The organism is Pseudomonas sp. S8 (assembly GCF_050473925.1).
GTDB classification, from domain to species: Bacteria; Pseudomonadota; Gammaproteobacteria; order Pseudomonadales; family Pseudomonadaceae; genus Aquipseudomonas; species Aquipseudomonas parakoreensis.
In genome coordinates, this window is the sequence record NZ_JBFDVZ010000016.1 from 3,688,781 (window position 1) to 3,703,438 (window position 14,658).

Below are 14,658 nucleotides of genomic sequence, written 5' to 3' on the forward strand. Positions count from 1 at the left end.
ATAGAAAATCAGCAGCCAGCATGCCCGGCCCGGCATTTACGAGCAACACCCGCACCGGGACATATTCCGATCAAATTTTGATCAACCGTCGCTACGCCATACCTGCCGTGGCCTGTAGCCATGTGCACGCACGTTATCCACAGTCCCTTCCACAGTTTCCGGGGGCAAGTAGAAACGCGCAAAGCCGCGCCACACAAGGCTTTGCGCGGGAAATAGAAAGTTTTTTGCTTGACCCTGAAGCCGCGGTTGTGCCGGAGATGGCATTTTGCACGACCGGCCGGTCAGTGCGGTGATTGCGCGAGGCCAGTAATTACGGCCCTCAGCGCGGTCTTTCCAGAGTTTAGTCACAGACTTATCCACAGGCTTGCTCACATCGGATTGTAGCCACAACGCAGCCTAGAAAAAGGTTGACAACAGCGTCTTCAGCTCCCGCAAAAATGCCTGATCAAAAATCAATCACCAGCCCGCAGGCCACGTTTCACAAGGGCTGCAGCCAGCTACTCCCACGTTATTCACAGCCAGCTCCACAGCAAACGGGGACAAGTCAAAACTGTGGAAAAACAGCCATTTGCAGCGTCTATATGTCGCGCTTTGGCAGCTATGGGAATTTGTTTTCCACAATTTCCAAATCGACTTGATATTGAAGATGGATTCACTGTAGGAGCTGCCGAAGGCTGCGATCTTTTGATGTTGTTTTTGAAGATCAAAAGATCGCAGCCTTCGGCAGCTCCTACAGGGGATTTGTGCGGGACTTGGGATGTAAAAAGCCCCGGGACTTTCGTCGCGGGGCTCATGCACAACTCGGGAAGAATCAGTGCCCGCCCAGATAAGCGTTACGCACCTCCTCGTTCACCAGCAGCTCTTTACCGGTACCGGTCAGGCGAATCTCGCCATTGACCATCACATACGCCCGGTCCGACAGCTTCAACGCATGGTTGGCGTTCTGCTCGACGAGGAAAATGGTCATGCCGGTTTTCGCCAGTTCACGCAGGGTGGCGAAGATCTGTTTCACCACGATCGGCGCCAGGCCCAGGCTCGGTTCATCAAGCAACAACAGCTTCGGCCGACTCATCAAGGCGCGGGCAATGGCGAGCATTTGCTGTTCGCCGCCGGACATGGTCATCGCCCGCTGAGTGCGGCGCTCTTCGAGCCGCGGGAACAGCTCGAACATGCGCTGCATGTCCTCTTTGGCATACTTGTCGCCAATCGGGATGGTGCCCATCAGCAGGTTTTCCTCGACGGTCATGTCGGGGAACACCCGCCGCCCTTCCGGCGACTGCGCGATGCCGTTGGAGGCGATGTAGTGCGAGGACTTGTGGGTGATGTCGATGCCTTGATAGAGGATCTGTCCGCCCGCCGCCCGTGGCTGGCCGAAGATCGACATCAGCAGCGTCGATTTGCCTGCGCCGTTGGAGCCGATCAGGCTGACCGTCTCGCCTTCGTTGATCTCAAGCGACACGCCTTTGAGGGCCTGGATCGGGCCATAGAACACGTCCAGGCCTTTGAGTTCGAGGATCGGTTTGCTCATACCAGTTCCTCTTCGTCGGCGCCCAGGTAGGCGGCAATCACTTTTGGATCGTTGCGAATCGCATCGGGTCCACCCTCGGCGATGACCACGCCGTGATCCAGCACCACGATGTGGTCGGAAATGCTCATGACCATGCCCATGTCGTGTTCGATCAGCACCACGGTCAGATCATGCTCGTCGCGCAGCAGCCGGATCATCGCGCTCAGCGCTTCGGTTTCCTGAGGATTGAGGCCGGCGGCCGGTTCGTCGAGGCAGATGATCTGCGGCCGCGTGCACATGGCCCGGGCGATCTCCAGACGACGTTGCTGACCGTAGGACAGCTCACCGGCCAGGCGGTTGGCGCAGTCCACCAGATCGACCACTTCCAGCCAGTAGAACGCGCAATCCAGCGCATCGCTTTCCGCTTTGCGGTAGCCCTTGGTGTTGAGGATGCCGGCGAGCATGTTGCGGTTGACCCACATGTGCTGCGCCACCAACAGGTTTTCCAGCACCGACATTTCCTTGAACAGGCGAATGTTCTGGAAGGTCCGGGCCAGGCCGGCGCGGTTCACCAGATGCGTGCCACCAAACATCTTGTAATACAGGCGACTGAGGAAGCTTTTCGGCGAGACGAAGTCGGTCGGTTTGAACGACTCGCCCAGCAACTGGATGACGTTGGTCTGCTTGCCGCGCACGTTGAGTTCGATCTTGCCGCCGGAGGCCTTGTAGAACCCGGTCAGGCAGTTGAACACCGTGGTCTTGCCGGCACCGTTCGGCCCGATCAGGGCAAAGATCGAGTTGCGTTTGACCTTGAGGCTGACATCGCTCAGGGCCTTGATGCCACCGAAGTGCATCATCAGTTTTTCCACAGAGAGTACGACTTCACTCATGGCGCAGTCCTCTCATAGTGAATGGCACCTTTGCGTGGAGTGACCCCGGTACGGCTGATGCGGATCAGCCCTCGAGGTCGCCAGATCATCATCAACACCATCAGGATGCCGAACAGCAGCACGCGATATTCCGCGAAGCCGCGCAGCAGTTCCGGAGCAACCGTCAGCACGAACGCTGCGATCACTACGCCGATGGTCGAGCCCATGCCGCCGAGCACAACGATGGCGAGGATCAGCGCCGATTCGAAGAAGGTGAACGAGGTCGGGTTGACGAAGCCTTGATAGGTGGCGAAGAACACCCCGGCCAGACCTGCGGTCGACGCACCGATGGTGAACGCCGAGAGCTTGACCAGTACGTGGTTCAGGCCCATCGAGCGGCAGGCGATTTCATCTTCGCGCAAGGCTTCCCAGGCGCGACCCACCGGCATTTTCACCAGACGATGCTTGATGTACAGCACGGCCAGCACCACCAGGAACAACACCGTATAGATGAAGTAATACTTCACGTCCGGGTTGTAGGCGATGCCGAAAAACTCATGGAACGGTACCCCGCCATCCTTGGCCCGCTTGCCGAATTCCAGGCCGAAGAACGTCGGCAAGGGCGCCGGCATGCCGTTCGGCCCGCCGGTCAGCGACAGCCAGTTGTTGAGGATCAGGCGGATGATTTCACCGAAGCCCAGGGTCACGATGGCCAGATAGTCACCGTGCAGACGCAGCACCGGAAAACCGAGGATGCAGCCGGCCAGGCCCGCGGTGATCGCCGCCAGCGGCAGCACAGTCCAGAAGCCCAGCCCGAGGTATTGATAACCGAGCGCCAGACCGTAGGCACCGATGGCGTAGAACGCCACGTAACCGAGGTCGAGCAGACCGGCGAGGCCAACCACGATGTTCAGCCCCAGCCCCAGCAACACGTAGATCAGCCCGAGGATGACCACGCCCAGCAGGTACGAGTTGGAGACAAACGGCACAATCACCGCCAGCACTATCAGCAGTGGAATGATCCAGCGCAGGCGTGATTTGTGATCGGCAGGCAGCACATGTACACCGGAACCGGTGCTCTCGAATCCGTCGAGGATCTTCAGGCCCTTGGGCGTCTGCAGAAACAGGCTCAAGGCAAAGCGGCCGATCATGACAATGCCGATGATCCACGCCACGCGGGTTGGTTCGAGGTTGAAGCTGTAGCCGTCGAGCACGACACCGACAATCGGGCCGAACACGATCAAGGCAATAAGGCCGGCCAGAATCGCCTCAACCAGGCTTTTTTTGATATCGATGTTTTTTTGAGTGGTTGAAGACATCGCTTACACCTTCGACACAAGAGGACGGCCCAACAGGCCCTGAGGCCGGAAGACCAGAACAAGTACGAGCAGCGAGAAGCTGAACACGTCTTTGTAGTCGGAGTTGACCAGGCCCGAGAACAGCGACTCGGAGATCCCGAGAATGATCCCGCCGAGCATCGCGCCGGGCAGTGAGCCGATCCCGCCGAGCACGGCGGCGGTGAACGCCTTGATGCCGATGACGAAGCCTGCGTAGAAGTCGAACGTGCCGTAGTTCATGGTGATCAGCACGCCGGCCAGAGCTGCCATCGCTGCACCGATGATGAACACGTAGGAAATCACCCGGTCGGTGTTGATCCCCAGGATCGAGGCCATCTTGCGGTCTTGCTGGGTGGCGCGGCACATGCGGCCGAGCTTGGTGTACTTGATCACGTAGGTCAGCAGGCCCATGCCGACGAACGCGGCCACCAGAATGAAAATCTTGGTGTAGGTCAGCTGGACGAAACCGCTGCCGACGTCAATGCGCCAGGCACCGGTGAGCAGCGTTGGAACACCCTGTTGGCGGGCGCCCTGGCTGATCTGGGCATAGTTCTGCAGGATCAGGGAGATGCCGATGGCGCTGATCAGCGGTGCCAGTCGGGTGGAGTTGCGCAGAGGTTTGTAGGCGACGCGTTCGATTACCCAGCCATAGACGCCAGTGACGACGATGGTGAACACCAGCGTGCCGAGCATCAACAGCGGGAAGGATTCGATACCGAAGTAAGCCAGCAGAGCCAGACTGATTGCCGCCAGGTAAGCGGAAATCATGTAAACCTCGCCGTGGGCGAAGTTGATCATGCCGATGATGCCGTAGACCATTGTGTAGCCGATGGCGATCAGGCCATAGACCGACCCGAGGGTCAGGCCGTTGACCAGTTGCTGCAGGAAAATACCATCCATAACGCAATCTCACGCAATGAGAACCTGCCCGCCGGGGCGGGCGGTTCTTCTAGGAAAAATACAGATTTACGTCGGAGCAATGTCAGAGCGCGATGAGCCCAGACCCACCGATCTTCTGTGGGAGCTGGCTTGCCAGCAATAGCGGCGGATCAGCCAACCTGTGTGTCGACTGACCTGACGCCATCGCGGGCAAGCCCGCTCCCACAGGTATTGGTGGGGATCAAGCTGATCGCGTCAGCCCTTACTTCTGTTTTTCCAGCTGATGGTATTTGCCACTCGCGTCCCACTGGTAAACCACGTAGTCGGACACTTTCAGGTCGCCTTTCTTGTCCCAGGCTTTCTCACCCATCACGGTTTTCACCGGGTTGGCCTTGAGCCATTCGGCGGCTTTTTCGCCACTGTTGGATTTGGCGCCGTTGAAGGCGGCCGCCAGGGTTTGAACCGACGCGTAGGCGTACAGGGTGTAGCCTTCAGGTTCGGTGCCAGCCTTGCGGAACGCATCGACCACGGTCTTGCTGTCTGGCAGCAGACGTGGGTCGGCGCCGAAGGTCATCAGCACGCCGTCAACGTATTGCGGGCCACCGGCGGTGGTCACCAGTTCGTCGGTGACGATGCCGTCATCAGACATGAACTTCACGTCTTTCAGGCCTTCGGTGCGCAGTTGCTTGACCAGCGGCCCGGCTTCCGGGTGCAGGCCGCCGAAGTAGACCACGTCGGCACCGGCCGCACGGATCTTGGTGACCACGGCGCTGAAGTCTTTCTCGCCACGAGTCAGGCCTTCATACAGCACCGGCTTCACGCCACGCTTTTCCAGTTGAGCCTTGGTCGCATCGGCCAGGCCCTGACCGTAGGTGTCCTTGTCGTGCAGCACGGCGACTTTCTTGCCCTTGAGCACATCGACAATGTAATCGCCCGCGACGATGCCTTGCTGGTCATCACGCCCGCACATACGGAACATGGCGCTCAGGCCGCGCTCGGTCACTTGCGGGTTGGTGGAACCCGGGGTGATCGCGATAACGCCGGCTTCGTCGTAGATTTCCGAGGCGGGAATGGTGGAAGAGGAGCAGAAGTGACCGACCACGCCGGCTACCTTCTGGTTGACCAGGTCCTTGGCGACTGTTACTGCCTGTTTCGGTTCGCAGGCGTCATCGCCCTTGACCAGTACGATTTTCTCGCCGTTGACGCCACCCGCCGCGTTGACCGCGTCCGCCGCCGCCTGTGCACCCTTCATGTACTGCTCGCCAAATGCCGCGTTGGCGCCAGTCATTGGACCCGCTACACCGATTTTCACATCAGCTTGAGCAAACGCAGAAACACCCAACGCAGTAGCCACTGCGAGGGCCAGAAAGCCTTTCTTGTAAAACGTCTGGGACATGAGGTGGTGCTCCAAGGTTTTTTTTAGTTGGCACTGCGACTTCACTTCACTGAATGCTCTGAGCAAGCGCCGTGCCATCGGTTTTTTATTCTTCAAAAAGTCGCTGCTTTCTTGTTATTTCGACTGTTTCGTTCCCATTTTCATTGGGCGTGCAACCGTCTAAACCGCGGAAGGTGAAACCTTTTTAAATCTCAGGCGCAACCCGCTTGCGCCATCATTGCAACCGCGGCACCAAACGACGTGCAACCAGCCTGTAACAGCTCGCGTCACCGAACTGCACACTGCTGGTGCGGGACTGCTACAACCCGCACCATTACAGGCTAGTCGCTACGCCGAAAAGCGCCGTGTTACGCAACATATTTCAACACTCAGATGACGATGCGCAGGCACTGGCCCGCGTGATACAGCGAGAACCCGGCCTCGTACAGGCAACTGCGCAGGCCGACACCGGCCAGGGGCTGCATCGGTGCGAAGGGGATCGGCAAGGCTTGAGGATTTCCGTTACACAGATAGTCGGCGAAGGCTTTGCCGACCACAGTGCCAGTGGTCACGCCACGACCGTTGTAACCGGTGACGGCCACCAGTCCCGGCGCCGGCTCGAACAGCCGCATCAGGTGATCGGGGGTAAAGGCAATGCGCCCGGTCCAGGTGCACTCCCACTCCACCGGTTTCAGGTTGGGGAAGTAATGCTGCTGCACCCGGTCGGCCCAGGCCTTGAGGAACCACGTCGGTTTCTGGTTGCCGTTGCCCAGACTGCCGAGCAACAACCGGCCGTCCTTGTCGCGACGGATACTGCTCAGCACCTGCCGCGTGTCCCACGAGCCCTGCCCGCCGGGGAGAATGTCATGGGCGGCGTCTTCGGTCAGCGGTACTGAGGCGACCTGATAGTAGTAACCGGGGAAAAAGTTGCGCTTGAGTTCGGTCCAGTCGCCCTCGGTGTAGGCGTTGGAGGCGATCACCACTTGCTCGGCGAGTACCGAACCGTGCTCGGTCTGCACTGACCATTGCTGGCCCACGCGCTCGAGACGGGTCACTGACGAGTGATCGAACATCTGCCCGCCCAAGCCCTTCACCGCATTAGCCAGTCCGGTGACATAGGCCATCGGGTTGAGCGTGCCGGCGCGGCGGTCGAGCAGCGCGGCAGCGATCTTTTGCGTGCCGGTGGCTTGCTCGCAGGCCTTGCCGGTGAGCAACTCGACGGGCGCCCCGCGACGCTTCCATTGTTGCTCGCGACTGCGCAGATCCGCCTCGCCCTTGGCGTTGTGCGCCATGTGCAGGGTGCCTTCGCGGCGCAACTGGCAATCGATGTGGTATTTATCCACAAGGCTGAACACCAGCGCTGGCGCCGCCCCGAGCATGCGGTTGAGCTGACTGCCGACCGCTTCGCCGAACCCGGCCTCGATCTCGTCCGGCGGGATCCACATGCCGGCGTTGACCAGCCCGACGTTGCGCCCGGAGCCGCCGTGACCTGCGCGATGCGCTTCCAGCACGCAGACACTTTTGCCTTTTTCCAACAGATGCAGCGCCGCCGACAACCCGGTAAAGCCGGCGCCGATCACGCAGACATCGACTTTGACCTCGCCCCGCAGCGCGGTGTTATCCGGGCGCTGCGGCGTGAGTTTTTCCCACAGACATTCTTCGCGTAACGGCATTGCCAGACTCCAACAGAAACCTGCCAAACACACTGCTGATCCTGTGGGATAAAGCCCTGTGGCGAGGGGATTTATCCCCGATCGGTTGCATAGCAACCGTAAAACCAGTGCATGCGGTGTATCTGAAACTCCGCGATTGCATGTTTTGGGGCCGCTGCGCAGCCCATCGGGGATAAATCCCCTCTCCACAAAAGCCCGCTCCCAGGATCTGCGTCATTCCAAACTCAGTCGAAGGTAATGCCCTGCGCCAGCGGCAACTCCAGCGAGTAGTTCACGGTATTGGTCTGCCGACGCATGTACGCGCGCCAGGCGTCGGAACCCGACTCACGACCACCACCGGTCTCTTTCTCGCCACCGAATGCGCCGCCGATTTCCGCGCCGCTCGGGCCGATGTTGACGTTGGCGATGCCGCAGTCACTGCCGACTGCCGACATGAACTGCTCGGCCTCGCGCACGTCGGTGGTGAAGATGCACGACGACAGGCCTTGCGGCACCGCGTTGTTCAGGCGTAGCGCTTCCTGGAAGTCGCGGTAGCCGACCACGTAGAGGATCGGCGCAAAGGTTTCGCTGCAGACCACATCGCTCTGCTCCGGCATTTCGACAATGGCCGGCGACACGTAGTAGGCATTCGGGAATTGATCTTCCAGTTGGCGCTTGCCACCGAACACCCGCCCGCCCTCGCTCAGTGCCTGCTCCAGCGCGTCCTGCATGTTTTCGAAGCTGTGTTTGTCGATCAGCGGGCCGACCAGATTGCCTTCCAGCGGATGGCCGATGCGCACTTTGGCGTACGCGGCTTTGAGGCGGGTGACGATTTCTTCCTTCACCGATTCATGGGCAATCAGCCGACGCAGGGTGGTGCAACGCTGCCCGGCGGTGCCGACCGCGCTGAACAGGATGGCGCGCACGGCCATGTCCAGATCGGCGCTCGGGCCGAGGATCATCGCGTTGTTGCCGCCCAGTTCAAGAATGCTGCGAGCGAAACGCGCGGCGACTTTCGGCGCCACTTCGCGGCCCATGCGGGTGCTGCCGGTGGCGCTGATCAGCGCCACGCGCGGATCATCCACCAGTGCTTCGCCAGCGTCACGGCCACCGATGATCACCTGGCACAAGTGCGCCGGCGCATCGGTGAAGTTCTTCACCACACGGTCGAACAATGCCTGGCAGGCCAGTGCGGTCAGCGGGGTTTTCTCCGACGGTTTCCACACCACCGGGTTGCCGCAGACCAGCGCCAGCGTGGTGTTCCACGCCCACACCGCGACGGGGAAGTTGAACGCACTGATCACGCCGACCACGCCCAGCGGATGCCAGGTTTCACGCATGTGGTGGCCCGGGCGCTCGGAGGCGATGGTCAAGCCGTACAGTTGACGCGACAGGCCGACGGCGAAGTCGCAGATGTCGATCATCTCCTGCACTTCACCGAGGCCTTCCTGGGTGATCTTGCCCGCTTCCCACGACACCAGTTCGCCGAGGTCAGCCTTGTATTCGCGCAGCACCTCGCCGAACTGACGCACCAGCTCGCCGCGACGCGGGGCCGGCACCTTGCGCCACTGCTCGAACGCATGATCTGCGCGACTGATGTGCTGCTCGACTTCGGCCGGGCCTTCCCAGTTCACGGCGGCGATGCGGCTGCCGTCGATGGGCGAATGCACCGGCACTTTGCCGTTCTGGTACAGGGCCGGGTTCACACCAAGACGATCAAGCAATGCGGCAACCATGGGTCACTCCTCAAGCGAAAAACTGAATGTGTGCGGCCGAATGTTCACGACCGGGCAGGCCTTTAGTTGTAGCTTCCCGAAGGCAAGGCAACAAACGACCTTTACGCGAGATATCATTCCGTTTATTCATGCTGCGCATAGAAAGACAAGAAAAAGGACAACCCATGCTGAACAAACGCCACCTGCCGTCGATCACCGCGCTGCAGTGCTTCGAGGCCGTGACCCGGCACCTGAGCTTCACCCGGGCCGCCGAAGAACTGAACCTGACCCAGAGCGCCGTCAGCAAACAGGTCGCGCAGCTTGAGGAATTGTTGCAGCACTTGTTGTTCCGCCGAGTGCGTCGGCGTTTGCAGATGACTCCGGCCGGGGATTTGTACCTGGTGGAAGTCCGAAAAATCCTCACTCAGGTGGAAATGTCCACGCATTACCTGCGTTCCTACGGCGGCGAGACCGAAGTCCTGCGCGTCTCCACACCCTCGACCTTCGGCGCGCGCTGGCTGGTTCCGCGTCTGAAAGGCTGGCGTCTGCGCCACCCGTCGATCCATCTCGACCTGTGCAACGAGCAGGAGGCGGATGATCTGCTGCAGGGGCGCAGCGATCTGGCGTTCTATTTCGGCCAGGGTTCGCGCCCCGGCACCGAATGCCTGAAGCTGTTCGGCGAAGAGCTGGTGCCGGTCTGCGCGCCCGGCAGCCTGCCGGATCAGCCATTCACCGATCCGACGCAACTGACCGATCTGGTGCTGCTGCAAAACGCCTCGCGTCCACAGGCCTGGCACGACTGGTTCGACAGTCAGGGTTACCACACCGAACACAGCTACCACGGGCCGCGTTTCGAAACCTTTTATATGTGCATCCGCGCCGCCCAGGTCGGCTGCGGCGTAGCGCTGCTGCCACGGTTTCTGGTGGAAGAGGAATTGGCCGACGGCAAACTGGTCATTCCCTGGCAGCATGCAATGCCCAGCTCCGACGCCTATTACCTGGCCTACCCGGAACATGCGGCGGAAGTGCCGAAGGTGCGCGATTTTGTGAAGTGGATGCTGGAGCAGATCGATAGCCCCGACGACCACTGATTCTCCTGTAGGAGCTGCCGAAGGCTGCGATCTTTTGATCTTGTTTTTCAGGATCAAAAGATCGCAGCCTTCGGCAGCTCCTACATTAAGCAAAATCCGCTACAGGCCAAAAATTGCTGGCAATCCCCACCGCTGATATGCGCCACTAGCGTCATTGATTGATCCCACGCATTGCGTGGTGCACCTGGAGACCCCGTTTATGAGCGAGAGTGTGTTTGCCGATCGCATCGTGCAGAACCTGCTCGACACCGACTTCTACAAACTGACGATGATGCAGGCGGTGCTGCACAACTACCCCAACGTCGAAGTCGAATGGGAGTTTCGTTGCCGTAACAGCGAGGATCTGCGGCCGTATCTGGCCGAGATTCGCTACCAGATCGAGCGTCTGGCCGAGCTGAGCCTGAGCGCCGACCAGTTGAGTTTTCTCGAGCGCATCACCTTCCTCAAGCCGGATTTCCTGCGCTTTCTCGGACTGTTCCGCTTCAACCTGCGTTACCTCCACACCGGCATCGAGAACGGCGAGTTGTTCATTCGTCTGCGCGGCCCGTGGCTGCATGTGATCCTTTACGAAGTGCCGCTGCTGGCGATCGTCAGCGAAGTGCGCAACCGCTATCGCTACCGCGAAATCGAACTGGTGCAGGCGCGTGAGCAGCTGTATCGCAAGTTCGACTGGCTCAGCGCCAACGCCTCGGCCGACGAACTGGCGCAATTGCAGGTCGCCGATTTCGGCACCCGTCGGCGTTTTTCGTATCGCGTGCAGGAAGAAGTGGTGAATGTGCTCAAGCACGATTTCCCCGGGCGCTTCGTCGGCACCAGCAACGTGCACTTGTCCCGCGAACTGGACATGAAACCGCTGGGCACCATGGCCCATGAATGGATCATGGCCCACCAGCAACTCGGCCCACGCTTGATCGACAGCCAGATCGCCGCGCTCGACTGCTGGGTGCGCGAGTACCGTGGTTTGCTCGGGATTGCGCTCACCGATTGCATCACCACCGACGCCTTCCTCGGCGACTTCGACCTGTTCTTTGCCAAGCTCTTCGATGGTTTGCGCCACGACTCCGGGGATCCGGTGCAGTGGGGCGAAAAATGCATCGCCCACTACCACAAGCTCGGCATCGACCCGATGAGCAAGACTCTGGTGTTCTCCGACAGCCTGACCCTGCCCAAGTCGCTGGAGATCTTCCGCGCGCTGCACGGGCGGATCAACGTCAGCTTTGGCATCGGTACCAACCTGACCTGTGACATTCCGGGTGTCGAACCGATGAGCATCGTGCTTAAAATGACCGCCTGCAACGGCCAGCCGGTGGCGAAGATCTCCGACGAGCCCGGCAAGACTCACTGTAAAGATCCGAATTTCGTCGCCTATTTGCGACATGTGTTCCAGGTTCCTGCCGTTTCCAGCCTATCTAGCAAGGAGTGAATTCATGCAAGCCGTACAGCGTGAGATTGCTGAACAGCTCAAGGTGCAACCGCCATTCGCCGGGCATCAGGCCCTCGAAGCGGAAGTCGCCCGACGCATCACCTTTATCCAGGATTGCCTGGTCAATTCCGGCCTCAAGACCCTGGTGCTGGGCATCAGCGGCGGCGTCGACTCGCTGACCGCCGGTCTCTTGGCCCAACGCGCCATGCGTGAGCTGCGCGAGCGCACTGGCGACCACGCCTACAAGTTCATTGCCGTGCGCCTGCCGTACGAAACCCAGTTCGATGAACACGACGCCCAGGCGTCGGTGGACTTCATCGCCCCGGACGAGCGCCACACGGTCAACATTGGCCCGGCGGTGAAGTCGCTGGCCAGTGAAGTGGCGGCGTTCGAAGGCAAACACGCGGTGTCGGTGGATTTCGTGCTCGGCAACACCAAGGCGCGGATGCGCATGGTCGCCCAGTACACCATCGCCGGCGCGGCCCACGGGCTGGTGATCGGTACCGACCACGCGGCGGAAGCGGTGATGGGCTTCTTCACCAAGTTCGGCGACGGCGCCTGCGACCTGGCCCCGCTCAGCGGTCTGGTGAAAAACCAGGTCCGGGCGATTGCCCGCAGCTTCGGCGCGCCGGAATCGCTGGTGGAAAAGGTACCGACAGCGGATCTGGAAGACCTGTCGCCGGGCAAACCGGACGAAGCGTCCCACGGCGTGACCTACGCCGAGATCGACGCCTTCCTGCACGGCGAGCCGGTGCGTCAGGAAGCGTTCGACATCATCGTCAACACCTACAACAAGACCCATCACAAACGAGTCATGCCGTTTGCGCCTTGATCGGCGACTGAATGAAAAAGCCCGCCCAGGAGCGATCCTCGGCGGGCTTTTCTTTGGCCAGTTCACCTGTCGATGCTGATGGCCTCTTCGCGGGCAAGCCCGCTCCCACAGTGTCCCGGTTGTTCACAAAATGTGTGACCGACACAAACCCTGTGGGAGCGAGCCTGCTCGCGAAGAACGATGACGCGGTGGCGTTGATTACTTAACAGTGATCGTGCCTTTCATCATCGAGATGTGACCCGGGAACGAGCAGAAGAAGCCGTAGTCAGTGCCAGCGGTCAGCTTCGATACGTCGATGGTCAGCGTATCTTTCTCGCCGGCGCCGATGATCTTGGTGTGGGCGATAACGCGCTCGTCGCCGTCTTTCAGGTAGTTCTTATCGATGCCGGCGGCCAGGCCATCGGTAGCGATCGGCTGCATGTCAGCGGTTTTGCTGACCACCAGGTTATGGCCCATGACGTTCTTCGGCAGGCTGCCGGAGTGGGTCAGTTCGACGGTGAAGGTCTTGCAGCTCTTGTCGATCACGATCGACTGGGTGTTGAAGGACATCTGATCGGTGGAATCTACGGTGGTTTTGCACTCGGCAGCCATCAATTGGCTGCTGGCCAGCGCCAGCAGGGATACCGCAACAACTTTGGAAAACATGGTGAATCTCCAAGGCAGGGTTAACAAAAACACGAATGATGGAAAGACTGCCTGAAATCTTCGCAAGTTCCTATGACTTGAGTCAAAAATTGTATACAACTTTCAGGCTATGACACTCATCGAAACAATCTACCGGCCAGACTTGCCGGCCGGGCCTATGATCGGCGCATCTACTGAAACGGAGTGCCCGTGATGTTCTTTAACGGTCTTTTGTGCAGTTTGCTCGCCGCCTACGCCTGTGGCGCCAGCGGTACCTTTGAATCACCGGAACGCGAAGTTTAGTCCTTGGATCAAGGCGTGCCAGCCATTACCCTGTGACGGATTGACCCAGGAGGAAGGCATGTCTCTCAGATCCGTTTGCGTTTTTTGCGGTGCCAACGCTGGCACTGATCCGGCTTACACCGAAGCCGCCAAGGCCCTTGGCCGCACGCTGGCCGAGCGTCAGCTGACGCTGGTTTACGGCGGTGGCGCCGTGGGCCTGATGGGCCTGGTGGCGGACGCCGCGCTGGCCGCTGGCGGCGAAGTGATCGGAATCATTCCGCAAAGCCTGATGGACAAGGAGATCGGCCACAAAAGCCTGACCCGTCTCGAAGTGGTCGATGGCATGCACGCGCGCAAGGCGCGCATGGCCGAACTGAGCGATGCATTCATCGCGTTGCCCGGCGGCCTCGGCACGCTGGAAGAGCTGTTCGAAGTCTGGACCTGGGGCCAGCTCGGCTACCACGGCAAACCGCTGGGGCTGCTGGAAGTGAACGGTTTTTACAGCAAACTCACGGCTTTTCTGGACCATATCGTCGGCGAAGGCTTCGTTCGCGCGCCACACCGTGACATGCTGCAAGTGAGCGAATCGCCCCAAACCCTGCTCGACGCCCTCGATCAGTGGAAGCCGACCGTCACGCCCAAGTGGGTCGACCAAAAACCCGGCTAACCGCCAGGCACCGATACAGGGCAGAATACGCGCCGCTCAACCTCACCTTCGACCCCAGAGGATCGCCCATGGCCAAACCCAATTACTCCTTCGCCAAACGTCAACGAGACCTGGCAAAGGAGCAGAAGAAAGAGGAAAAGCTTCAGCGCAAGAAACAAATGGCTGAAGAAGCGGCACTGAACCCTGACGGGGAAGTGGCGACTGACAACGATGATGATGTTGATGCACCGAAAGACCAGGCGCCTGACGCCTGAGGCTGATTGCTGATTCGCTCCCTTCGGGAGCGATCTGTGGTGAGGGGATTTATCCCCGATGGGTCGCGAAGCGGCCCCAAATTGTTTTGCGACTGCTTCGCAGCCGATCGGGGATGAATCCCCTCGCCACAAAAGCTCCCCACACTCGATT

The 14,658-nt window shown here is 59.9% G+C and carries 13 protein-coding genes; 5 read left to right on the top strand and 8 right to left on the bottom strand.

Annotation, left to right across the window (positions count from 1 at the left end; genetic code table 11):
- Positions 1-811: 811 nt before the first annotated feature.
- From AB1J88_RS17835 to amaB, 7 genes are all read right to left on the bottom strand, one after another.
- Complete coding sequence (locus tag AB1J88_RS17835; protein ID WP_108181526.1) at positions 812-1,528, bottom strand: ABC transporter ATP-binding protein; 717 nt, start codon at positions 1,526-1,528, stop codon at positions 812-814.
- On the bottom strand, positions 1,525-2,397 hold the full coding sequence (locus tag AB1J88_RS17840; RefSeq protein ID WP_041065624.1) for an ABC transporter ATP-binding protein: 873 nt from the start codon (positions 2,395-2,397) through the stop codon (positions 1,525-1,527). The genes AB1J88_RS17835 and AB1J88_RS17840 overlap by 4 nt, the downstream gene beginning before the upstream one ends.
- Positions 2,394-3,695, bottom strand: a complete 1,302-nt coding sequence (gene livM / locus AB1J88_RS17845; protein WP_041065627.1) for a high-affinity branched-chain amino acid ABC transporter permease LivM — start codon at positions 3,693-3,695, stop codon at positions 2,394-2,396. Before livM ends, AB1J88_RS17840 begins: the two co-directional genes overlap by 4 nt.
- A gap of 3 nt (positions 3,696-3,698) precedes the next feature.
- Positions 3,699-4,613, bottom strand: coding sequence for an ABC transporter permease subunit (locus AB1J88_RS17850; RefSeq protein WP_027613532.1), 915 nt, complete (start codon positions 4,611-4,613; stop codon positions 3,699-3,701).
- A 241-nt stretch (positions 4,614-4,854) separates the two neighbouring features.
- Entirely contained in the window at positions 4,855-5,988 is a 1,134-nt protein-coding gene (locus AB1J88_RS17855; RefSeq protein ID WP_041065631.1) for an ABC transporter substrate-binding protein, read from the bottom strand.
- Positions 5,989-6,356: 368 nt separating this feature from the next.
- Positions 6,357-7,640, bottom strand: a complete 1,284-nt coding sequence (gene amaA / locus AB1J88_RS17860; RefSeq protein ID WP_430291617.1) for an L-pipecolate oxidase — start codon at positions 7,638-7,640, stop codon at positions 6,357-6,359.
- A 224-nt stretch (positions 7,641-7,864) separates the two neighbouring features.
- Positions 7,865-9,355 carry an L-piperidine-6-carboxylate dehydrogenase gene (gene amaB, locus AB1J88_RS17865; RefSeq protein ID WP_430291618.1) on the bottom strand — a complete coding sequence of 497 codons (1,491 nt, stop codon included), beginning with the start codon at positions 9,353-9,355 and terminating at the stop codon, positions 7,865-7,867.
- 164 nt (positions 9,356-9,519) lie between these two features.
- Here amaB and AB1J88_RS17870 point away from each other — a divergent pair, with 164 nt between their 5' ends.
- From AB1J88_RS17870 to nadE, 3 genes are all read left to right on the top strand, one after another.
- Positions 9,520-10,425, top strand: a complete 906-nt coding sequence (locus AB1J88_RS17870; protein ID WP_041065642.1) for a LysR family transcriptional regulator — start codon at positions 9,520-9,522, stop codon at positions 10,423-10,425.
- A 199-nt stretch (positions 10,426-10,624) separates the two neighbouring features.
- Entirely contained in the window at positions 10,625-11,848 is a 1,224-nt protein-coding gene (pncB, locus tag AB1J88_RS17875; protein WP_041065644.1) for a nicotinate phosphoribosyltransferase, read from the top strand.
- Between the two features lie 4 nt (positions 11,849-11,852).
- A complete protein-coding gene (gene nadE, locus AB1J88_RS17880) occupies positions 11,853-12,680 on the top strand; it encodes an ammonia-dependent NAD(+) synthetase (RefSeq protein WP_262947761.1) in 828 nt (275 codons plus the stop codon).
- A 198-nt stretch (positions 12,681-12,878) separates the two neighbouring features.
- On the opposite strand, the gene azu is transcribed toward nadE, so the two are convergent.
- Positions 12,879-13,325 (bottom strand): azurin, encoded by a 447-nt coding sequence (azu, locus tag AB1J88_RS17885; RefSeq protein WP_430291619.1) that lies wholly within the window; start codon positions 13,323-13,325, stop codon positions 12,879-12,881.
- 340 nt (positions 13,326-13,665) lie between these two features.
- Here azu and AB1J88_RS17890 point away from each other — a divergent pair, with 340 nt between their 5' ends.
- Together AB1J88_RS17890 and AB1J88_RS17895 are read left to right on the top strand one after the other, a co-directional pair.
- Positions 13,666-14,253, top strand: coding sequence for a TIGR00730 family Rossman fold protein (locus AB1J88_RS17890; protein ID WP_430291620.1), 588 nt, complete (start codon positions 13,666-13,668; stop codon positions 14,251-14,253).
- A gap of 68 nt (positions 14,254-14,321) precedes the next feature.
- Positions 14,322-14,507, top strand: coding sequence for a hypothetical protein (locus AB1J88_RS17895; RefSeq protein WP_025111839.1), 186 nt, complete (start codon positions 14,322-14,324; stop codon positions 14,505-14,507).
- Positions 14,508-14,658 lie beyond the last annotated feature (151 nt).